This window comes from Reyranella aquatilis (genome assembly GCF_020880995.1).
Classification (GTDB): Bacteria; Pseudomonadota; Alphaproteobacteria; order Reyranellales; family Reyranellaceae; genus Reyranella; species Reyranella aquatilis.
The window spans coordinates 19892-41447 of sequence record NZ_JAJISD010000001.1 but is presented as its reverse complement, the minus strand read 5'-3'; the positions used below and the strand labels follow the sequence as shown (position 1 = coordinate 41447).

Below are 21556 nucleotides of genomic sequence, written 5' to 3'. Positions count from 1 at the left end.
GCGACGGCTGACATTCCAATCAGTGATTTATACTAATCGATGCCATCTGATATTCTGATGCCATGGATGCAAGGGACCTCGCCACTTTCGAAGCGGTGGCCCGGCTGGGCGGCATGGGCCGAGCCGCGCGCGAACTGAACACCGTGCAGTCGAACGTGACGCAGCGCGTGCGGCGCCTGGAAGAGACGCTCGGCGTCTCGCTGTTCGAGCGAAGCCGCGCCGGTGCGCGCCTCACGCCGGCCGGCCAGAGATTGATGCCGTACGCGACTCGCGTCGGCGCGCTGCTCGATGAAGCCGGTCGCGCCGCACGCGACGATGGCGCGCCCCGCGGCCCGCTAACCGTCGGCTCGCTGGAGACGACGGCGGCCCTGCGGCTCTCTCCCCTGCTCGCTTCCTATGTACGGGCCCATCCGGGCGTCGATGTCGTGCTCCGCACGGGCACGACGGCCGAGATGGTGGAGGGCGTTCTGAGCCGCGACATCGAAGGCGCGTTCGTCTGCGGCCCGGTCGTCCATCCGCAGCTCGTCTCGGCACCGGCCTTCACCGAGGAGCTGGCGTTCCTGACAGCCCCCGATGAAACGTCGCTGGCCTCCGCCCTGAGACATCCTGACCTGAGACTCGTCATCCTGCGGGCCGGCTGCTCCTACCGGCAACGACTGGAGGAGTTGCTGGCGCGGCGCGGTGTGGTCGGCCTGCGCCGGCTGGAATTCGGCACGCTGGAGGCCATCCTGGGCGCTGTGGCCGCAGGACTTGGCGTAACGCTTCTGCCGCGCAGCCTGATCGGGCCGGCGTGGCGCGGCGGCGCTGTCCGCGCGCACCGCCTGCCCGCCAGCGAATCGCGCGTACAGACCGTCTTCATCCGGCGACGCGACATCCTTCCCTCCAGCGCCCTGCTCGCCTTCCAGAAGCACGTGACGAAGGCGGAAACCAAATGATGCGCAGTAGCACGACGGTATTCACCGTCAGCGATGCAGCCGCCGCCCTCGCCTACTACCGCGACCGCCTCGGCTTCGACGTCGACTTCGAGTACGGCACGCCGACCTTCTACGTCGGCCTCTGCTCGGGCGAGGTCAGCCTGCATCTGGTCGCCGCGTCACAGTCGCCGCGCCCGCCCGGCCATGGTGCCGTCTGCATCTTCGTCGACGATGTCGACGCTCTCCATGCCGATCTGGTCCGACGCGGCGCCAGGATCCTCAACCCACCCGAGGACCGCGACTACGGGCTGCGGGACTTCGCCATTGCGGACGCGGACGGCAACATGATCTTCTTCGGCACCGAAACGAAGCAGCGTTGAGCGAGGGTACCATGGAGCTTTGGCAGTATGACGCGACCGACCTGGCGCGCTTGATCCGCACCGGACAAGCCTCGGCGCGGGAGGCGGTCGATTCCGTCCTCGCACGCCTGCACAAGGTCAATCCCGCCATTAACGCGGTCGTGCGAGTGCTGGAGAGCGAAGCACGGGCCGAAGCCGAGACGGCCGATGCCGCCCGCGCGCGCGGTCATGCCCTTCCACCGCTGCATGGCGTTCCCGTCACCACCAAGATCAACGTCGATCAGGCCGGACTGCCGACGGACAACGGCGTCATTCCGCTGAAGGACCTGATCGCCCAGGAAGACAGCCCGGTCGTCGCCAACCTGAAGCATGCCGGCGCGATCATCGTGGGACGCACCAATGCGCCCGCCTTCTCGATGCGCATCTTCTCCGACAACGCCCTGCACGGCCGGACGCTCAATCCACGCGATCCCAGCGTGACGCCGGGTGGGTCGAGCGGCGGTGCCGGCGCGGCGACGGCCACCGGAATCGGCGCCATCGCGCATGGCAACGACATCGGCGGCTCGGTGCGTATCCCGGCCTACTGCAACGGCGTGGTAGGACTGCGCACCGGGTTCGCCCGCATTCCCTCCTTCAATCCGACGGGAGCCGCCGCCGGCCGTCCGATCGGTGCGGTCCTGATGGCGACGCAAGGTCCCCACACGCGCACCGTGCGCGACGCCCGCCTCGCCCTCGAGGTCATGGCGCGCGGCGACCGTCGCGACTGGCGCTGGAACGACGTGCCGATGCGCGGTGCACCGCCGGCACGGCCGATCAAGGTCGCGATCGTGCCTGAGGTCCCCGGCGGCAAGAGCCATCCCGCCCAGGTCGCGGCCGTGCGGCTGGCCGGCAAACATCTCCGGGCCGCGGGCTATGTCGTCGAGGAGATCCTCCCGCCCGACATCGAGCGCTGCGTCGAACTCTGGCACGAGATCTGTGTCACCGATGTGTTCGGCGGGCTGTGGCCCATGATGCAGAAGATGGGCGATCCGGACGGGATTGCGGCCATGCAGGCGTGGTTGTCCATCCACAAGCCGGTCGACCTTGCGACTTACGTCAGCGCCCTGACGGAGCGCGAGGCGATGCTGTTCAAATGGATGACCTTCATGCAGCAGTGGCCGCTCGTCATCTTCCCGACCCTGTGCGGCCTGCCGCCCAAGCAGGTGGCCGACATAACACCGGACGGCCAGCGCGAAGTGCTGGACTCCATGCGGTCCGCGCTCATCGCCCCGCTGTTCGGCCTGCCCGGGCTGGCCGTGCCGGTCGGCAGCCACGGTGCCCTGCGGACCGGCGTCCAGATCATGGCGATGCGCAATCGCGAGGATCTCTGCCTCGACGCCGGCGAGGTGATCGAGGCGGCCGAAGGGATCGTGACGCCCATCGATCCCGTCACCGCCGCGTAAGGTCGCGGGCGGGCGCCCTGCCAGACAGGGCGCCCGGCTACGCCTACCTGATGATGTCGCGGAAGATGCACTTCTCCACGCCCTCGCCCGACACGGCGGCGCGCTTCGACCATTGCCAGAGCGGATTCCAGTAGGATTCGAGCAGCGTGCCGGCGGCCTTGCGGTCGTCGACAATGGACCCGAACTCCTGCAGGTTCACGGGGTACATGTTGTCGGAGCCGATGTAGAAGATGCGGTCGTCGACCATCCAGAGCTTGGAGTGGTTGGCAATCGTCTTGCCGCCCGGCCAGGAATCGTCCGGCCCGAACCGGAAGGACGCCAGATGGAAATGGCGGCACAGCAGGGCATTCACCGGATCGGGGCCCTTGCGGATCGCGTAGCGCGACCGCGGATCGGCCGTGTCGATCCGCTTCTGGACAATGTCCTTCAGGCGCTTCGCGAGGACCTGCAGCGGGACGTCGTTGTAGTAGGGACTGCCACCGTTGCCGATTGAGCCCGGGTTCGACAGCACCACGTAGACGTCGCCGTCCCGCTCCATCAGATCGATCATCTCGTCGAGCGAACTCTCTGGGAAGAGCGTGTCCGAGCGCCCCAGTCGGAAGCCAAGATCCTGCTGGGCGACGCGGATCGTCTTGCGTGCGGCACCGAACATGAGATCCCGCGCCAGCTCGCTCTGGTTGGCGAAGTCCTCGGTGATGCCGGCTCCCAGACGGCCGGTGCCCATGATCTCGACGTTTCCCGTACCGGTGACGGCGCGGCGCGTCGCCAGAGCCGCCGGGCAGCGCTGGCTGAATTCGCCGTGGCCCGGCACATAGGTCGCGAGGGAGATCGACTCCTTGTACTCAAGGTTGCCGCAGACATAGCTCCAGAGCCTGTCGGCAAAGCGCGAGGCGCTGGCAGCAGCGGGGCCCCTCACCTGCATCGACAGGTCGTGGACCGGATTGTCGGTGAGATAGTCCTCGGTCCACAGATTGTGGCCGCCGACGATGGCCTCGCGACCGTCCACGACAATGAACTTTCCGTGGTTCCACGAGAAGCTGTTGCAGGATTCCAATACCGTGCAGGTCCGCATCGCCGAGACGCTGACCGTCACGCGCGATCCGGGAATATCCCGCGCCATCTTGGTGAGTTCGCCGAGGAATGCCGCCGCGTCGACTCCCTTGGGCGGAAACTGCCCGATGAGAACCCGGACTTCGACCTGACGGCGGCTGAATGCCAGTTCGGCGATCGCCGCTTGCAGGGCGGCGCTGAAGCGACCGGTCGGCGCCGGTTGCAACTCGACGATGTCGACGCTCTGCCGGGCGCTGGCAACCAGATCATGGATCCGCAGCGGCAGCGCATCCGAATGCCCCAGGCAGACCTTCCGGGCCGCAGTGCGGGCCCCCGGCGTTCGCGGCCAGATCGCCGTGCAGGTACCGCCCTTGCAGTCGCTGTCGGTGTTGCAGGCCGGCAGAGACACGTCGGGCTCGCAGTCCTTGCACCCCATGGCAAACCACGTGAGATCGTCGGCTTTGCGGCCCCAGCGGTTGGGCGTCTGTACCAGCCAGTCGACCAGCAGGCCGTTGCCGCGGGTCAGGTCGTAGGTGATGCCGGCAAACGTGCCGGCGGGATCGCTCTTGGCCAGTTCGCGCTGGAGCTGTGCCAGGGGATCCGGTGCGGAGAGGTCGGGAGGCGTGATGCCTCGCTCGCGAATCAGGGCAACGATGGAAGTCGATGAACGCAATATGCCGAAGTCGCGTTCGGCCTGGCTGTCACTGACAGCGCTGCTCGGAAGGTCGCCGCTGCAGGAATCGGCCGCGACGAGGATCAGCAACAGCACAAGGCGTCTGAACATGGACAGGGACTTAATGGAGTTCCAGACTGGCGCGCAATCACAGCTTCGAGAGAAACGGAATTTCACCATGGGCGAAACGCTCCTGCAGACCACCGTCGTCGGCTCCTACCCTCAGCCCGACTGGCTGGTGAACCGCGACATGCTGAGCAAGGTCGTGCCGCGCACGCGCCTGAAGGAGCTGTGGCGGGTTCCGGAGCCGTGGCTCGAGCAGGCCCAGGACGACGCCACCCTCATCGCCATCCGCGACATGGAGCGCGCCGGCATCGACATCGTCACCGACGGCGAGATGCGCCGCGAAAGCTACTCCAACCGTTTCGCCACGGCACTGGAAGGCATCGACGACGAGAATCCTGCAGTGATCGTCAACCGGACAGGCAATCGGACGCCCGTACCGCGCGTCGTCGGCAAGATCCGGCGCACGCGCCCCGTCGAGCTGCGCGACATGCAGTTCCTGCGCGCCAATACCGATCGCCTGGCAAAGATCACCCTGCCGGGTCCCTTCACCATGGGTCAGCAGGTGAAGGACGAGTTCTACAAGGACGCCGAGGCCATGTGCATGGACTACGCGCAGGCCGTGAACGAGGAAGCGCATGAACTCGTCAAGGCCGGCGCCGACGTCATCCAGCTCGACGAGCCGTGGTTGCGTAACAACCCTGACGAAGCGCAGCGCTATGCGGTCAAGGTCATCAACCGTGCCCTGCAAGGCCTGACGGTACCGACCGTCGTGCATCTCTGCTTCGGCTATGCCGCGGTGGTGACCGGCCTGAAGCCGACGGGCTACTCGTTCCTGCCCCAGCTTTCGGACACGATCGCCCAGCAGATCTCGATCGAATCTGCCCAGCCGAAGATCGACCTGGGCGTTCTCAGGGACCTCGCGCCCAAGAAGGTCATGCTCGGGGTAATCGATCTCAGCGATCCTGAAATCGAGACACCCCAGAAGGTCGCCGAGCGCATCCGCGCCGGACTGAAACATATCGGGCCCGAGAAACTGCTCCCGGCTCCCGACTGCGGCATGAAATACCTGCCGCGCGCAACGGCCTTCGGGAAATTGAAGGCGCTCAGCGAGGGCGCAACGATCGTTCGGAACGAACTGGGTTAGGGCGCGACCTTGCAGGCCAGCGAGCCGTAGTCGCGTTTCCCCACGATCGGCGTGACGGTCATCGTCGTGGGCGGCATCACCGACTTCATCCAGGCTTCGACGAGCGCCTTGTTGGAGTTCGCATCGAAGAACAGGCAGCCCTTCGGGGCGCTCGCGACCTTGCGGATCCATGCCTCCTGCTCCGAGCGCAGCCACAGGCTGTTCTTGGGCGAGGTGATGCCCGAAAGCGAGCGCAGGCCGCCGAAGAAGTAGAACGAATCGGGCTGCGGGATGAGATCGTCGAACCGGTAGGAGGCGAACTCGACGGATCGTCCGTTCAGCCGCTCCTTCAGCAGGCGGAAGAACTCCTCGGCTTCGGCGAAGTCCGGATGGCCCCTGAACGCCGCCTGATGACGCGCGATCGGCGAATAGAGGGTGGCGAGGTCCGGGTACTGTCCCCGGTGACTGCGCAGTTCACGATAGAGTTCCACCATCCCGGCCGTGTCGCGTCCGGTGGCGCCGAGCTCGGCCACGCGGCGGGCGGCTTCACTCCATCCGGCGATGGCCCCCTCGGCGATCAGCATCACGGAGAGAACCATCATCGCGGTCCGTGTTGCTCCACGGCCGACGCAGCGCCAAACGAACACCGGCAGCATCAGGAGCAGCAGCGGCAACAGGAAGGACGGCCCCGCCAGGTGCGAGACGTCCGCGCGCATCAGCGCGAACAGGTGCAGGATGAAGGCGCCGACCGCCACGCCGGCGAACCTCCGCACGAAAACGCGCGTCCTGCCGTCGGCGAGCGCCCAATTGCGGCCCAGGAAGGATGCCAGCAGACCGATCACGACCAGCAGCAGCGGCACCAGACCGTAGGTCAGTAGCAGCGGCCTGAATTCCTCGCCCGACACCGCGAGCGCGGACACGAAGCGGCCGTGCACCACCTTCAGCGTCAGGTCGATGCCGAGATTGTCCGACCAGATCGAGTTGGACACACCCGCCGTCACAAGGCTCGACTTGGCACCGGCCAGCGCCATCACCTCGAAGAAGTGGGCCGGCCCGACGAAGGCCGAGACCAGCCCGACGAAGAGAACGATACCCGCCGCGACGAAGAGAAGTGCGAACCGGACGATCGCCCTCGGCCCCATGCCGGACGCCGGGCCGAACAGGGCCACCGAGAAGGCGAACACCAGGAAGCCCGCGGTCAGGTTCTCCTGGCTGAGAAAGCCGCCGAGGCCCCAGGCCGCACCGGCCAGTACCGGAGCCAGCCAGCCGCGCCGTGCGGAGGCGCCCCCCAGAAGCAGCCAGGCCAGCCAAAGCGACAGGATGGGAATCATCAGCCAGCGCGTCAGCACCGCCCAGCCCGCAAGGTCGAGGCGCTCGGCGGGACTGGGCCACAACGTCCAGCCGACCAGACCGGCGACCGCCCAGCCGAAGCCCAGGAATTGCTGCACCACCACGAAGAACACGATGACGCAGACGACGTTCAGCAGGAGGTTCGCAGCAAAGAAGCCGTGATTGCTGAAATGCACCAGATCGACGAGACCGCTCAGCAGCACCTGGTTGCCCGGCCCATACTGGGTCTGCGCCTCCAGATATGGCACTGCGCCGAGCCGGATCTGCTGCAGCGCGCTCAGATGGACGTGCGAATGGATGTCGTAGAATGGCGCCAGGGTGCCGTCGCCGATCGCGCCGACGCCGCGCAGAGCCGGCAGGCCCAGCCAGCAATAGGCGAGAACCGCGATGGCGAAGGCGCCGAGCAGCCGGGGCAGCCAGCTGCCAAGTCCATCGTCTGCATTCAAGAACGCCGCCGCGGGCGCGCCGCGCAGGCGGGCCATCCAGAGCCAGTGATAGGCGATGAACGAGCCAACACCGAGATAGCCGAACACGAAGGCTCGCTTGTCCATGCGGCCCCAGTCGATCACCTCGTCGCCCGGCGCGATGGCCCCCGACGGGGCAAGCGCGAGGTAGCAATAGCCGCCGATCGCACCGACGACGCCCACGGCATAGAGCAAGGGACCGTCCCCCGCCCCGCGCCGTCGGGCGCTCAGATGCACGAGGCCCAGCGCCGCAAGGCCCGTCAGGCCTCCGGCCAGCAGGAACCAGCCCCGCGAGTCGAGGAGGGCGACCTCGACGATCATCAGGATCGCGGCAGCAAGGCAGATCAGGCCTTCGCGCGCGATCACGCCGCCGCCTTGCGGAAGATAGAAGACCGGCCCCAGATCAGTCGGTTCGAGACCACGAAACGCCAGATCACGTCGATGAAGATGCCCATGCAGGCCGCGACGAACGTATGGCCCCTGAAATGCACATAGGTGAGCTGTGCAGTGCTGACGTTCGCCACGATGCCGAACGAAGCGATGACCGTATAGAGCAGCAGCCCCTTGTAGTAGTTGCCGCTTTTCAGGCGGGCGGTCGGATAGGTCAGGATGTTGTTGATGGTGAAGTTGAAGACCATCGCGGTGATCGTGGCCAGCGCCTGCGACACCCAGAAAGCCGCACCCAACGCAAGGGAGGCGTAGAGCATCGAGAAATGGACGCTCGAGCCGATCACGCCGACGCCGACGAAGCTTACGAGCCGCGGCGGCAGCAGCCCTCCCGACAGCTTGGAAATCACGTCGCACAGCAGCGCCCACAGGACATGGGTCTGCCGCACCGGCCGCCCGCCGATCGGCGCCCGGACATCCGACGCCAGTTCCCGCAGTCCGGCCCGCCGGTTGAGATGGACCAGATCGAAGAATACGCGGAAGGCATCGCCCTGCATGCGCGGGATCGATCGCAGGAAAAACGCACGTGACGTCGCGAAGTAGCCGCTGAGCGGATCGGCGAGATCACGCCCCAGATAGAGGTTGATCAGCCGGCTGGCGAGGTTCGCCGGCATCGGCCGCGCGGCCGACACGATGTCGCTCCCCTGCCGCAGCGCCTCGAGCATCGACGGGATCAGCGCCGGATCGTGCCTGAGGTCGCCGCCCATCACCACGACGATCTCGCCGTGCGCGGCCTGGACGCCCCAGTGAGCAGCCGACGCGCTGCCCCGGTCCTGGATCCGTTGCAGGCAACGGATGTTGGGCCTGTCCTCCGCGAGCTTCCGGACGATGTCGCCCGTCCCGTCGGAAGAATTGTCGTCAACGACGATGACTTCCCACGACCTGTCGCCGAGCGTCGCCGCCAGGCCCTCGATCACGAGGCCGATATTGGCCGCCTCGTTGAAGGTCGGCACAACGATCGAGAGTTCGGTCACCGCGGCCCTCTCACGGCCGCGCCGTCGCCAGCAGGAGGTTCCCGATCCCCAGATACCTCAAGCCCGTCTCGACGGCATGAACGGCGTTGGCCACCCCGAGGCCCAGCACCGCGGCGAAGGGCGCGAATCCCAGCACGGTCTTGACCCGGATGTCGCGGTAGCCCGCCGCCTCGAGATGATCCTCCAGCAGCCCGGTCCGGTACTTGTTGATGTGCTGCTCGATGTAGTTCACCGGAGACTTCGCATTGACGCCGAGTTCGATCAGCGGCCAGAGCGAGCGGTAGTTCGGGGTCGTCACGACGAGCCTCCCCTCGGAAGTCAGAAGCCCCCGTGCCTGCGCCAGCAATTCGATAGCGGCGTCGGGCGTCAGATGCTCGATCAGCTCGATCATCGTCACCGCATCGAACCGCTCGCCCGCAGCGGCCAGCGCGCCCAGCAACTGCGTGGAAAACCGGTGCCCCGCGGTTCCGTACGTCGAAGTCGCGTAACCAATCTGCGAGGCGCTGAGGTCGAGGCCCAGCGCCTCGATGCCGTCGAGATAGTTGCCGATGAAGGTGCCCGGACCGCAGCCGATATCGAGCAGCCGCCGCGGCGCGCCGACGTGGGAGGCGACGGTGCGAAACTTCAGGTCGTGCCAGCAATAGCGGACGCCGGACTTCCGCTGATAGACCCTGTCGTAGAAGCCGGGCGGTATCCGGTTTTCATAGTCGTAGGCGGCACTATCCATCGCTGCTGCTCAAGTCCTCCACCAGTGGCTTCAGCGGGGCTGCAAGGCCGTTTTCCCGCCACGCCGCCACCGGCGCTTCTCTTGAACTGCGAAACCCGGGGCCGCAAGACCCGTCAGCCGACGGCCGTACCTTTCAGGACGGTGCCGGCATAGCTGCCCGTCGCCTGCCCGTCCTCGAACGCGACCATGCCGTTCACCAGCGTGGCCTTGATGCCTTCGGCCTTCTGCACGAGCCGCCGGGCGCCCCCCGGCAGATCGCGCTCGACCGTGGGCAGGCTGGGCCGGATCCGGTCTTCCTCGAAGAGGTTGAGATCGGCCCGGAAGCCTTCCTTGACCAGGCCGCGATCGCCCATGTCCCAGGCAACGGCATTGTCCCGGGTGATCTTCTTGACTGCCTCCTCCAGAGTGAAGGCGCCGCGCTTGCGAACCCAGTAGCTGAGCAGATGCGTCTGCAGTGAGGAGCCCATCTCTTGCGCGACATGGGCACCGGAGTCGGAGAAGGTCGCGAGCGTTCGGGGGTGCTTCAGGATGCCCAGCACGTCATCCGGTGTCTCGTTGACCAGCGGCTGGACATAGACCTGGTTCTCGTTGGCCAGCGACAGGTCGATCATCACTTCGACCGGATGCTGCCCGCGCGCCCGGGCAAGCTGCTCCACCGTCGGATCGTCCCAGTCGACGCCGTTCAACGCGTACAGGTTGGAATAGTCCGGCTTGCGCGGATCGGTCGTCGCCGCCCCGCCGCCCTGGAAGACGTTGTCGCGCGGCTTCATCCGCTCCTCGGCCGCCACCAGCTGGCGCCGCAGCTCGGGATCGGCCAGGCGTCGCTTCTGTTCGGCCATCGGCAGTTCGCGCACGGCACGCCACTCCGGCAGCACGTCGAACGGCAGGTAGGACTTGAGCGAGAAGATGGCGTTGATCGAGCGCGTGGTACCCTGGCCGAACATGCGGCCACCGGCGGCGACGGTCTCGTCGATGTAGCGGGTCTGGTAGGCCCAGCCGGTCGGATCGTCGCCCTGCTTGGTGGCCAGCACACCGAACATGATGGGCCGCCTGTAGGCCAGCGCCACCTCCCGCAGCCGCGCGAGGAACGCCCGGTGCGCCGGCCCGCTCGCGATGTCGGGACCGACCTGAAAGATGCCGGCGTCGAGTTCGGCCATCGCCGCCACGATGCGATCGATCTCCTCCCACTCGGCGATGCGGCTGGCGACCGGCGTATTGTCCGGCGTCACGTGCGTGGAGGCGCGCGAACTCGAGAAGCCCATGGCACCGGCCTTCAGCGCCTCCTTCACCAGGGCGGCCATGCGGACCATCTCGTCTTCGGTCGCCTTCTCGGTGAAGGCGCGCTGGCCCATCACGTACATGCGCAGCGCCGAGTGGCCGATATACATGCCGTAGTTGATGGCCTTGGGCAGGCGCTCGACGGTGGCGAGATATTCCGGGAAGGTTTCCCAGGTCCAGTCGATGCCCGCCGCCATCGCCTCGGTCGGAATGTCCTCGACCGCCGAGAGGCAGCGCGCGTAGAGATCGCGGTCCCCGGGCTTGCAGGGCGCCAGCGCAAAGCCGCAATTGCTCATCACCACCGAGGTGACGCCATGCCAGCAAGAACAGCTGCCCAGCGGATCCCAGGCGACCTGCGCGTCCATGTGGGTATGGCCGTCGATGAAGCCCGGCGAAACGATCAGCCCGTCGGCGTCGATCGTGCGCGCGGCCGGTGCGGTGATGCGGCCGACCTCGGCGATCACGCCGTCCTTGATGCCGACATCGGCCGAAAAACGCTTGTTGCCCGAGCCGTCGACGACGGTGCCGCCGCGGATGACGATGTCGTGTTGCATCACAGGCGATCCTTGTTCTCGACGATCTTCCAGTAGGTGTCCTTGGCGGAGATCTTGCCGCCGCGGAACGTGTAGATGTCGCAGCCCTGGTAGTTCAGGTCCTCGCCGTCGGCGCCCTTGCCTTTCACCGTCCAGACCGAGATCGCCCGGTTACCGGCGTAGATGTACTCCTTGTGGTCCCAACGCATGTCGGGAATCACCTTGAAGCGCTCGGCGAGGGTCTTGGCGATCGTGGCCTTGCCCTTGAGCGTGCGGCCGACCGGCTCGGGTCCACGGGCCAGCCAGAAGGTGGCGTCGTCGGTGAAATGCGAAACGATGCGATCGACGTCGCGGCTGTTGAAGGCAGCGGAAATGGCCTTCATCAGTTCGGGCGTGGCGACATCCTCGTTTGCGGCTGCAACGTCCGGCATACGAAACCTCCCTGCTCGCTTTCCGCGACGATTGCAGGCTTCGCCCACCCCGGCAAGCGGACGCCCACAACGGCGCCCAACCGTGCTAGCGTGGCCGCAATAAACGGGGAAACGCCAAGTGTACGATTACATCATCGTCGGCGGCGGGTCGGCAGGCTCGGTCATGGCCAATCGCCTATCCGCCCGCAGCGCCAACAAGGTGCTGCTGTGCGAGGCCGGCCAGGACACGCCGCCGGGCCAGGAGCCCAAGGAGATCGCCGACAGCTATTCGGGCACGGCCTATTTCGATCCGCGCTTCCACTGGACCGACCTCAGGGTCCACACCCAGGTCATCAGCCACAACAACCCGCACGAGGCGCGGCCGCCGCTGCGCAAGTACGAGCAGGCACGCGTGCTGGGCGGCGGCTCCTCGATCAACGGCCAGATGGCCAATCGCGGCGCGCCGACCGACTATGCGGAGTGGGAGAGCCGCGGCGCCGCCGGCTGGGGCTGGAACGACGTGCTGCCCTACTTCAAGAAGGTCGAGCGCGACCTCGATTTCGACGGGCCGCTGCATGGCAAGGACGGCCGCATTCCGGTGCGCCGCATTCCCCGCGAGAAGTGGGCGGGCCACGCCCAGGCGGTCGGCAAGGCCTTCGAGGCGAAGGGATTCAGGTTCCTGCCCGACCAGAACGGCGAATTCGTCGACGGCTACTTTCCCGTCACCCACTCCAATGCCGAGGAGCGCCGCGTTTCCGCGGCGATGGGCTATCTCGACGCGGAGACCCGCAAGCGCGCCAATCTCACCATCTCGACCGACACGCAGGTGACGTCGCTCCTGTTCGAGGGCACGCGCTGCGTCGGCGTCACGGCGCGCGTAGGCGGCCAGGAGCAGGAATTCCGCGGCCGCGAGATCATCCTTTCCAGCGGCGCCATCCACACGCCGGCGCACCTGATGCGCGCGGGCATCGGGCCGGTCGGCCATCTCGCCGATCTCGGCATTCCCGTCGTGTCTGCCCTGCCCGGCGTGGGTCAACGGCTGATGGACCATCCTTCCATCGCGCTGTCCTCGTTCATCAGGCCCCGGGCGCGGATTCGCGAGCACACCCGGCGCCACATCCATGTCGGCCTGCGCTACTCCTCGAACCTGCCCGGTATCCCGAAGGGCGACATGTTCGTGGCGGTCGCAAGCAAGTCGGCCTGGCACGCGGTGGGCGAGCAGATCGCCTCGCTGCTCACCTTCATCAACAAGACCTATTCCGAGACCGGCCAGGTCAAGCTCGCCTCGCGCGACTGGCGACAGGAGCCGGTCGTCGAGTTCAACCTCCTGTCCGACAAACGCGACCTCGACCGGCTGATGAGCGGCTTCAAGCTGATGGCTGCGGTGCAGATGACGGATGCGTTGCGGGAAGTGACAGATGTGCCCTTCCCCGCTTCGTACAGCGACAAGGTCCGCCAGATCGGCGTGGTGAACACCAAGAACAAGTGGCTGACCCGGCTGGTCGCGACGATGCTCGACGGGCCGGCCGCGCTGCGGCGCTACATGATCGAGAAGTACGTGGTCGAGGGATTCACCTTCGAGCAGGTACTGAACGACGACGATGCACTCGAGGCCTTCGTGCGTAAGGCCGCCATCGGCGTCTGGCACGCCTCCTGTACGTGCCGGATGGGCCGCGACGACGATCCGATGGCCGTGGTCGACACCCAGGGCCGGGTACGCGGCGTGCAGGGTTTGCGTGTGGTCGATGCCTCTATCTTCCCCGTGGTGCCCTGCGCCAACACCAATTTCCCGACGCTGATGTCGGCCGAGAAGATCTCGGACGCCATGCTCGCCGGTCACTGAGGAGCCACCATGTCGGTCGTGCTGGGAACGGGCGAGCATCGCTACAGGGTTGTCGAGAACTGGGCAAAGCTGCCGGACGGGTGGGAGTTCCGCGACGTCGCCGCCGTGGCCTGCGACAGCAAGGACCGCGTCTACGTGTTCAACCGCGGCGAACACCCGATGATGGTGTTCGACCGCGACGGCAACTTCCTGCGCTCCTGGGGTGGGGGCCTGTTCAGCCGCGCCCACGGCATCCACATCGACGGCGACGACAATCTCTACTGCACCGACGACGGCGACCATACGGTCCGCAAGATCAGCACCGACGGCAAGGTGCTGATGACCATCGGCGTGCCGAATGAGCCCGCACCGTTCCTGAGCGGCAAGCCGTTCAACCGCTGCACCCATACCGCGCTCTCGCCCAAGGGCGAAATCTACGTGTCGGACGGCTACGGCAACTCACGCATCCACAAGTATTCGCCCGACGGCAGGCATCTGACATGCTGGGGCACGACCGGGACCGATCCCGGCGAGTTCAACATCCCGCACAATATCGCCACCGACGCCGACGGCTGGGTCTATGTCGCCGACCGCGAGAACCACCGCGTTCAGGTGTTCGACGGCAACGGCAAGTACGAGGCCCAGTGGAACAACATGCACCGGCCTTGCGCGCTCTATTGCTGCGGCGGTGCGAAGAACCCGACCTTCATCATCGGCGAGCTGGGGCCGGGCATGCCGGTGAACACCAAGCACACCAATCTCGGCCCGCGCCTGTCGATCGTCGATGCCAAGGGCAAGACCCTGGCCCGGCTCGGCGGCCAGGACGGTCCCGGTCACGAGACCGGCCGTTTCCTGTCGCCGCATGGTCTGGCGGTCGATTCGCGCGGCGACATCTATGTCGGCGAGGTCAGCTGCACCAACTGGCCGAGCACCTTTCCCGGCACGCCCGTGCCGAAATACCTGCGTTCTTTGCAGAAACTCGAGAAAGTCGTCTGAGGAGATATTGTGATGGTTGAACGCGTACTCGTCGTCGGACCCAAGGACACGCTGTCGATGGTCGACGACCTCGCCCCCAAGGGCTACGAGATCGTCAAGGCGCTGCACAATTCGCCGGAGCAGAAGGCCGCCCTGCCCGGTACCCACTACTTCGTGGGCTTCATCCAGCAATATGTCACGCCGCAACTCTACAAGGACGCGCCGAACCTCAAGCTCGTGCAGATGCTGAGCGCCGGCTACGACCGCGCCGACCTCGAGGCGGCCCGCAGGAGCGGCGTGCCGCTTTGTGCCAACGGCGGCGCCAACTCGGTCGCCGTGTCCGAGCATGCGATGCTGCTGATGCTGTCGGTCTCGCGCCGGCTGATCACCCAGCACAACAACGTCATTTCCGGTCGCTGGCACGGCAATTCCCCACCGACCGTCCACGAGGTGCGCAACCGCGTGCTGGGCATCATCGGGCTGGGCACGATCGGCAAGAAGGTCGCCAAGCTCGCCCTCGCTTTCGGCATGACCGTCCACTACTACGACATCGCCCGCCTCAAGGAGGAAGAGGAAGACGCGCTGGGCGTCCGCTTCCGCCTGCTGCCGGAGATCCTGAAGCACTCCGACATCGTCTCGCTGCACGTGCCGCTGAACGATTCGACGCGCCACATGATCGGCAAGGACGAACTCGCCGCCATGAAGAAATCGGCGATCATCGTGAACACCTCGCGCGGCCCGGTGATCGACGAGAAGGCGATGATCGCCGCCCTCTCATCCGGCAACCTGTTCGGCGCCGGCCTCGACGTGTTCGACGAGGAGCCGACTCCGGCCGACAATCCCCTGCTGAAGCTGGACAACGTCGTGCTGACGGCGCATCTCGCCGGCCCCACGTTCGAGAGCAACATCACCCGCCTGCGCAACGGCTTCGACAACGTCCAGCGCGTCGCTCGCGGCGAACCCGCGCTCTGGGTGGTGCCGGAACTGCTGGAGCCGAAGAAGTGAGCCGGCTCTCCCGCCGCGCGCTGCTGGGGGCGGGTCTCGCCGCTCCCTTCATCGCCCGCGAAGGCTTCGCCCAGGGCGACTGGCCCAAGGGACCCGTGCGCTGGGTCGTGGCCTTCGCCGCCGGCGGCGCCGCCGACACGGTTGCGCGGAACATTGGCGTGCGCGTGGCCGAGATCATCGGCCAGCAGGTGATCATCGACAACCGGACCGGCGGCAATGCCGTCGTTGCGGCCAATGCGGTGCTCCAGGCACCGCGCGACGGCCAGACGTTCCTGGTCGATGCGGCCAACCAGATCACCAACACCCTGCTGATGAAGGACCTGCCCTTCGATTACGCGCAGACCTGGGTGCCCGTGACCCAGCTCGCGAGCTTTCCGCAGGTCGTCGCCGTGAAGCAGGATTTCCCGTCACAGACCTTCCAGGAGTTCATCGCGGCGGCCAAGGCCAAACCCGGCACTATCAGCTACGGCACGCCGCCGGCCGCCGGCATGGCCCACATGGCCGGTGAGGAGTTGCAGCGCCGGGCCGGGATCAAGCTGATCCACGTGCCCTATCGCGGCGGCGCCGACGCCGCGCGCGACATCGGTGCGGGGGCCGTCGATTCGGTGATCATCACCACCAACTCGATCCGACCGCCCGTGGCGGCCGGGCGTGCCCGCGTGCTGGCCGTCACCAGCCTCAAGCGCTCCTCGGCCTTTCCCGACGTTCCGACGATCGCCGAGAGCGGCTATCCGGGCTTCGATCTGAACGACTGGAACGGCCTGTTCGCCGTCACCGGCACGCCGCCCGCCTTGATTGACCGCATGCAGGCCGTGGTGGCCGAGGCGATCAAGGATCCGAAGGTGAAGGAGCGGCTCGACCCGACCGGCGCCGACCTGGTCGGCAACACACCGGCCGAGTTCAAGACCTGGATTGCCGGCCAGCGCGAGCTGCTGGGAAAGCTGATCGCCGAGGCCGGCATCAAGCTTCAGTAGGACGAAGAGACACGACGAGCACCGACCGGGTACCGCGCGCCTTGGGTGTTCGTCGTGATATTCTTTCTCTATGCAACCTGACGAACATGCCTTCTATGGCGCCCAGAGTGCAACGACTGATCCCGGTCAGCGCACGACCCTCGATGCGGATCTGCCGTGCCAGATCGAGACGCTTGTCGCGATCGTTCAGGGGCTCGTCGTCGACAAGGATTTCGTCGAGCTCTACGGCCTGGGTCTCGATGGGCAGGCGCGTCTTGGCGAGGTCGATACCCGTTACGCGGCCGACATCTATCGAAGGCTGACGGAGAAGGATCCTCGCCCTCTCCGCGAGCCACGCGAACCGGGCGCGCGCTTCGTCGGCAGTTGCCGCGACTATGCGCTGCTTCTCTGCTCGCTGCTTCGACATCGGGGCGTTCCGGCGCGATTGCGCTTCGGCTTTGCAACGTATTTCTCGAAGAAGCCCGACTCTTTCAGCGACCACTGCGTCTGCGAATACTGGAACGAGGCAGAGAACCGCTGGATACTCGTCGACCCCAACGTCGATCCGGTTGTGAAATCGAGAGTTGGCGTAAAGGCCAACGCCCTCGATCTGAGCCGCGATGAGTTTGTGGTCGCGGCCGACAGCTGGCAGTTGGCCCGCAACGGCAAGGTGTCCCCCGACCGGTTCGGGGTCCCCAGCATCGGAATCCATGGCCTCTGGTTCATTCGCGGCAGCCTCATGCGGGATCTCGCTGCGCTCAACAAGGTCGAGTTGCTCCCCTGGGACTACTGGGGCCTCGCCGACCGAACGCCGATCGAGACTTTGCCGACGGCGGAATTGCCCATGCTGGATGCGTTGTCAGCGGTGCTCGACAGGCCGAACGAACTCGGTCCGGTTCGATCGACCTTCAGCCGGCCGGAGTTTGCCGTTGCAGGTTTGCTCCGAAGCTTCTCCCCCCTTCGCGGAGAAACCAGGGTGGTCCTTCGTTAGCTTCGTCCCTCTGCAGCCTGCAGATTCACCCTGTAGGTCTCTTCGAACCGAAGGATCGCCGCGAAGGAGATCGCCGCGGCGACCATGATCATGAAGGCCGGGCTGAAATCGTTGCCCGTGCGGTGTACCAGCCAGGTGGCGACCAGCGGACTGAAGCCACCCAGGATGCCCAGGGTGACGTTGTAGCCCAGCGCGATCGCCGTGCAGCGGATCTCGGCGGGAACCGCCTCGACCATCAGCGCGGGCTGGGCCCCGATGAAGGCGCCCACCGACACGACGAAGCCCAGCTGCCCCAGCAGGATCAGGGACGGATGGCCCTGGTGCATCAACCAGAAGAATGGCAGCGCGCCGACGAAGCCGAGGGTAGCCGCCCCCAGCATCACCGGCCGCCGCCCATAGCGGTCCGAGAGCCAGCCCATCAGGACCATGACCGGCAGCATCAGGACCATGCTGACGGAATTGATGCCCAGTGCCGTCGCCGGCGCGACGCCGTCCGCCGTCTGCAGCCAGCTCACGATGTAGACGAACATCAGGTAGAAGCCGACCGAGTTGAAGACCGAGAGCGCGGCCAGCTTGCCGAGCAACGGGCCATGGTTGCGCACCGTATCGAGCAGCGGCGAGCGGGCCTTGGGCGCACTGCGCGGCGCCTCGTGGACGTGGCGGCGAAGCGCGACGCCTGCAACGCCGACCAGAAGCCCGAACAGGAACGGCAGGCGCCAGCCCCAGTTCTCCAGCGCCTGCTCCGACATCACCGACGCCAGCAGGGCGCCGGTCGCCGACCCAAGCAGGATGCCGCCGATGGCGCCACAGCATCCCAGCGCCCCCACCAGGGCGCGCCGGTTGGGCGGCGACTGCTCGATGATGAAGATGATCGACGTCGTGTATTCGCCGCCGACCGAGAGGCCCTGCACCATGCGCAGCAGCGTGAGCAGGATCGGCGCGGCGATGCCGAGCGTGTGGTAGTCGGGCAGTACGCCGACCAGGAAGGTCGGGATGGCCATGGCCGCCACGGAGACAGTGAGCGCGGCGCGTCGGCCGAGCCGGTCGCCGATCACGCCGATCACGGCGCCGCCGATCGGCCGCATCAGGAAGCCCACGGCAAAGATGCCGAAGGCCGCCAGGACCTGCGCCACGGTGTCCTCGCTCGGGAAGAAGGCACGACCGATCGCGGCGGCGAAATAGCCGTAGACCGCGAAGTCGTACCATTCCAGCACGTTGCCGATGGCGCCGGCCGCAATGACCTTGCGCGTGTTGCCTCGCTCCATCCCCGCTCCCCCGAGCCTATGACCTAAAGCTCTCTCACTGCCTCCGGGATGACACCGCTTTCTTCCTCGGCGCACCGACACGCCTTCCAGCGCAGGCGTCATTCAGAGCCCAGTGAGGGACCTTCGTGTCTCCAGAAAACAGGCTGCCGGCTCAGCCGTAGACGAACGCTCGATCCTCAAGATCGATGGCCGGGAAGATGTTCTTCTCGTTCCAGTAATCCTGGGTGTGCTGCCACTCCGGCTTGTCGCCGCGCTTGGGCAGGAGGTGCATGCCGCGCATCAGGTAACCCGGATTGAAGTTCTCCGGATCGATCCAGGGCAACAGGGGCATGTCCTTGTCCTCGGGCCGCAGGGCGACCTGGACCTTACGCGCCTGGTGCTTGTCCATGTGGTCGAGCAGGCGGCACACGAAGTCGCCCACGAGGTCGGCGCGCAGCGTCCAGCTCGCGCGGAAATAGCCAAACACCCAGACCATGTTGGGCACGCCGGTGAACATCATGCCGCGATAGGTCACGGTGTCGGCGAAGTCGACCGGCTTGCCATCGACCGTGAAGGCGATGTCGCCCATCACCGACAGGTCGAAGCCGGTCGCCGTCACGATGATGTCGGCTTCCAGGGTCTTGCCGGACTTGAGCAGGATGCCTTCCGGCACGAAGCGGTCGATCTCGTCGGTCTCGACCGACGCCTTGCCGCCGCGGATCGCCTTGAACAGATCCCCGTCGGGCACGAAGGCGATGCGCTGCTGCCAGGGCCGGTAGCTCGGCGTGAAGTGCGGCTCCAGCGGGAAGTCGGGGCCGACATGGGCGCGGACGCCGGCCAGCAGTTCGGCTCTAACCTTGTCGGACTCCTCGAGGGAGCGGCGGGTGAAGACCGACTGGTCGTGCAGGATCTTGCGGCGCACGATCTCGTGGATCCACTCCTCGTCGACCTCGAGCTGGCGCAGGGTCTCGGCCAGCTCGATGGCGTTGCGGCCGGGAATGAAATAGGTCGGCGAGCGCTGGAGCATCGTCACGTGGCCGGCCTTGTCGGCCATCGCCGGGATGACGGTCGCCGCCGTCGCCCCCGAGCCGATCACGACGATCTTCTTGCCGGTGTAGTCGAGATCTTCCGGCCAGGTCTGCGGATGGACGATCTGGCCCTTGAAGCTCTCCATGCCCGGCCATTCCGGCGTGTAGCCGACCGAATGGCGATAGTAGCCCTGGCACATCCACAGGAAGTTGGCCGTGAAGCGGAGCGCCTCGCCGGTATCGGTCCGCACGGCGTCGATCGTCCAGAGATTGTCCTGGCTCGACCAGGACGCGGATTCGATGCGGTGGCGGTAGCGGATGTGGCGCGCGATGTCGTTTTCCTCGATCACCTCGCCCATGTAGGTCTTGATCTCGTGCGCGGTGGCGATCGGCTTGCCCTTCCAGGGCTTGAAGCGATAGCCGAAGGTGTGGAGATCGCTGTCGGAGCGGATGCCCGGATACTTGTGGGTCAGCCAGGTGCCGCCGAAGCTCTCCTGCGTCTCCAGGATGACGAAGCTGCGGTCCGGCATCTGCGTGGTGAGGTGGTAGGCGCCACCGATGCCCGAAATGCCGGCGCCGACGATCAGGACGTCGAAATGCTCGGTCTTGGCGGCGGTTTGCCTCGCAAGGGTTGTATCCGGCATGGGAAGGCTCTTTCCTGACTGGTAATCTGCCGCACAGTCTTGCTTGAACATGAGCGTCCAGACCAGCCCCCAGATGCCACGATCCGAAACACGTTCGAAAGGTCGCGGCGCGCGGGTGGTTCTGCTGCTGGCCGCCGCCATGGTCGTGGGACTGGGCCTGTGCGAGGGCCTGACGCGCCTGTTCCTGCCCGCCTTCGATCCCTCCGGCCGGTTCGAATTCGACTATCCGGTCGGCTCCCTGATGCTCGGCCGACCCGGCACGGTCGCCCGGCAGGCTAAGAACACCGGCGACTACGACGTCCCCGTCCGCATCAATATGCATGGACTGCGCGACGACAACGACGTCTCCACGGCAACCCCTGGAGAGGTCCTGGTGGTGGGCGATTCCTTCACCTGGGGGTGGGGCGTGGCGGCCAGGGACCGGTTCTCGGATCGTCTTCAGATCCTGACCGGCCGCCGGACCTTCAACCTGTCGACCCCGACGGACATCGAGGGCTATGCCGAGCTGCTCGCCTACGCCCGCTCGCGGGGCGCCCGCGCGGACCGCGTAGTGATCGCCGTCTGCATGGAGAACGATCTTCATGGATACGCCGCCCGGCCCGATGGCGAGGCCTCTCCGTCCAACACGGTCGCAATCCGCCACTGGCTGTCCACCCATTCGGCTTTCTATCTCTTCGCCCTGACGGTGGTTCACCAGACACCGTGGCTGCGCGCACTCGCGGTGGAGACCGGGCTGATCACGCCGAATCTGGAAGGCATCAGCGGCAACGAAGACGATCCGCGAATCGTCGAGGCCTCGGCCGACCGGCTGCTCGAGATCGCCCGCCGCTATCGGGCGCTGGTCGTCCTCATCCCGTCGCGCGCCCTGTGGGTCGGACCGTCCCGCGCCGTCGAGGATCGCGTGCACCGGGCCTTCGCGGCGGCGCTCCGGCAGCGCGGCATCGATGTGCTGGACCTGCGGCCCGTGCTGGAGGCAAAAGGAACGCCGCTTGCTTACCACTTCGCCAACGACGGACACTGGAATCCCGCCGGCCACGCGCTGGCGGCCGAGGCCATAAGCCAGCATCTCGCCCGCTAACGGAAG

General features: G+C 66.4%; 18 protein-coding genes. 10 read left to right on the top strand and 8 right to left on the bottom strand.

The genetic code is table 11. From position 1 onward, the window contains the following. The first annotated feature begins 62 nt into the window (after nucleotides 1–62). Genes LJ725_RS00155 through LJ725_RS00145 form a run of 3 tightly spaced genes read left to right on the top strand, consistent with a single transcriptional unit; the run spans nucleotide 63 to nucleotide 2715 of the window. Entirely contained in the window at nucleotides 63–935 is an 873-nt protein-coding gene (locus LJ725_RS00155; RefSeq protein ID WP_230548605.1) for a LysR family transcriptional regulator, read from the top strand. Then, on the top strand, nucleotides 932–1294 hold the full coding sequence (locus LJ725_RS00150) for a VOC family protein (RefSeq protein WP_230548604.1): 363 nt from the start codon (nucleotides 932–934) through the stop codon (nucleotides 1292–1294). The genes LJ725_RS00155 and LJ725_RS00150 overlap by 4 nt, the downstream gene beginning before the upstream one ends. 11 nt (nucleotides 1295–1305) lie before the next feature. Further along, nucleotides 1306–2715 carry an amidase gene (locus tag LJ725_RS00145; RefSeq protein ID WP_230548603.1) on the top strand — a complete coding sequence of 470 codons (1410 nt, stop codon included), beginning with the start codon at nucleotides 1306–1308 and terminating at the stop codon, nucleotides 2713–2715. A gap of 43 nt (nucleotides 2716–2758) precedes the next feature. Here LJ725_RS00145 and LJ725_RS00140 read toward each other — a convergent pair whose 3' ends face one another. Next, nucleotides 2759–4549: a phospholipase D-like domain-containing protein gene (locus tag LJ725_RS00140; protein WP_230548602.1), complete on the bottom strand. Its 1791-nt coding sequence runs from the start codon at nucleotides 4547–4549 to the stop codon at nucleotides 2759–2761. A 67-nt stretch (nucleotides 4550–4616) separates the two neighbouring features. Between LJ725_RS00140 and LJ725_RS00135 the strand changes: the two genes are divergently transcribed. Beyond that, on the top strand, nucleotides 4617–5648 hold the full coding sequence (locus tag LJ725_RS00135; protein WP_230548601.1) for a 5-methyltetrahydropteroyltriglutamate--homocysteine methyltransferase: 1032 nt from the start codon (nucleotides 4617–4619) through the stop codon (nucleotides 5646–5648). On the opposite strand, the gene LJ725_RS00130 is transcribed toward LJ725_RS00135, so the two are convergent. From LJ725_RS00130 to LJ725_RS00110, 5 genes are all read right to left on the bottom strand, one after another. Next, complete coding sequence (locus LJ725_RS00130) at nucleotides 5645–7807, bottom strand: hypothetical protein (RefSeq protein WP_230548600.1); 2163 nt, start codon at nucleotides 7805–7807, stop codon at nucleotides 5645–5647. The two genes, LJ725_RS00135 and LJ725_RS00130, sit on opposite strands and share 4 nt — an antisense overlap. Further along, nucleotides 7804–8862, bottom strand: a complete 1059-nt coding sequence (locus LJ725_RS29085) for a glycosyltransferase (RefSeq protein WP_230548599.1) — start codon at nucleotides 8860–8862, stop codon at nucleotides 7804–7806. Before LJ725_RS29085 ends, LJ725_RS00130 begins: the two co-directional genes overlap by 4 nt. A 10-nt stretch (nucleotides 8863–8872) precedes the next feature. Next, complete coding sequence (locus LJ725_RS00120; RefSeq protein WP_230548598.1) at nucleotides 8873–9589, bottom strand: class I SAM-dependent methyltransferase; 717 nt, start codon at nucleotides 9587–9589, stop codon at nucleotides 8873–8875. A gap of 113 nt (nucleotides 9590–9702) precedes the next feature. Beyond that, on the bottom strand, nucleotides 9703–11421 hold the full coding sequence (locus tag LJ725_RS00115) for an N-acyl-D-amino-acid deacylase family protein (RefSeq protein ID WP_230548597.1): 1719 nt from the start codon (nucleotides 11419–11421) through the stop codon (nucleotides 9703–9705). Then, nucleotides 11421–11831 (bottom strand): nuclear transport factor 2 family protein, encoded by a 411-nt coding sequence (locus LJ725_RS00110; protein ID WP_230548596.1) that lies wholly within the window; start codon nucleotides 11829–11831, stop codon nucleotides 11421–11423. The genes LJ725_RS00115 and LJ725_RS00110 overlap by 1 nt, the downstream gene beginning before the upstream one ends. A 118-nt stretch (nucleotides 11832–11949) precedes the next feature. On the opposite strand from LJ725_RS00110, the gene LJ725_RS00105 reads away from it, so the two are divergent. The 5 genes from LJ725_RS00105 to LJ725_RS00085 all read left to right on the top strand — a co-directional run bounded on the left by LJ725_RS00105 (nucleotide 11950) and on the right by LJ725_RS00085 (nucleotide 17556). Further along, nucleotides 11950–13653 (top strand): GMC family oxidoreductase, encoded by a 1704-nt coding sequence (locus tag LJ725_RS00105; RefSeq protein WP_230548595.1) that lies wholly within the window; start codon nucleotides 11950–11952, stop codon nucleotides 13651–13653. A gap of 9 nt (nucleotides 13654–13662) precedes the next feature. Further along, complete coding sequence (locus LJ725_RS00100) at nucleotides 13663–14628, top strand: peptidyl-alpha-hydroxyglycine alpha-amidating lyase family protein (RefSeq protein ID WP_230548594.1); 966 nt, start codon at nucleotides 13663–13665, stop codon at nucleotides 14626–14628. Between the two features lie 12 nt (nucleotides 14629–14640). Next, nucleotides 14641–15612: an NAD(P)-dependent oxidoreductase gene (locus tag LJ725_RS00095; RefSeq protein ID WP_230548593.1), complete on the top strand. Its 972-nt coding sequence runs from the start codon at nucleotides 14641–14643 to the stop codon at nucleotides 15610–15612. Next, nucleotides 15609–16586 carry a Bug family tripartite tricarboxylate transporter substrate binding protein gene (locus LJ725_RS00090; RefSeq protein WP_230548592.1) on the top strand — a complete coding sequence of 326 codons (978 nt, stop codon included), beginning with the start codon at nucleotides 15609–15611 and terminating at the stop codon, nucleotides 16584–16586. Before LJ725_RS00095 ends, LJ725_RS00090 begins: the two co-directional genes overlap by 4 nt. A gap of 70 nt (nucleotides 16587–16656) precedes the next feature. Then, nucleotides 16657–17556, top strand: a complete 900-nt coding sequence (locus LJ725_RS00085; protein WP_230548591.1) for a transglutaminase domain-containing protein — start codon at nucleotides 16657–16659, stop codon at nucleotides 17554–17556. Here the strand turns inward: LJ725_RS00085 and LJ725_RS00080 are convergent. Together LJ725_RS00080 and LJ725_RS00075 are read right to left on the bottom strand one after the other, a co-directional pair. Then, a complete protein-coding gene (locus LJ725_RS00080; RefSeq protein WP_230548590.1) occupies nucleotides 17553–18821 on the bottom strand; it encodes an MFS transporter in 1269 nt (422 codons plus the stop codon). The two genes, LJ725_RS00085 and LJ725_RS00080, sit on opposite strands and share 4 nt — an antisense overlap. Nucleotides 18822–18972: 151 nt before the next feature. Then, nucleotides 18973–20472, bottom strand: a complete 1500-nt coding sequence (locus LJ725_RS00075; RefSeq protein WP_230548589.1) for a flavin-containing monooxygenase — start codon at nucleotides 20470–20472, stop codon at nucleotides 18973–18975. Nucleotides 20473–20587: 115 nt separating this feature from the next. Here LJ725_RS00075 and LJ725_RS00070 point away from each other — a divergent pair, with 115 nt between their 5' ends. Beyond that, the gene (locus LJ725_RS00070; protein WP_230548588.1) at nucleotides 20588–21550 is read left to right on the top strand and encodes an SGNH/GDSL hydrolase family protein; all 963 of its coding nucleotides are present in this window, start codon (nucleotides 20588–20590) and stop codon (nucleotides 21548–21550) included. Nucleotides 21551–21556: the final 6 nt, after the last annotated feature.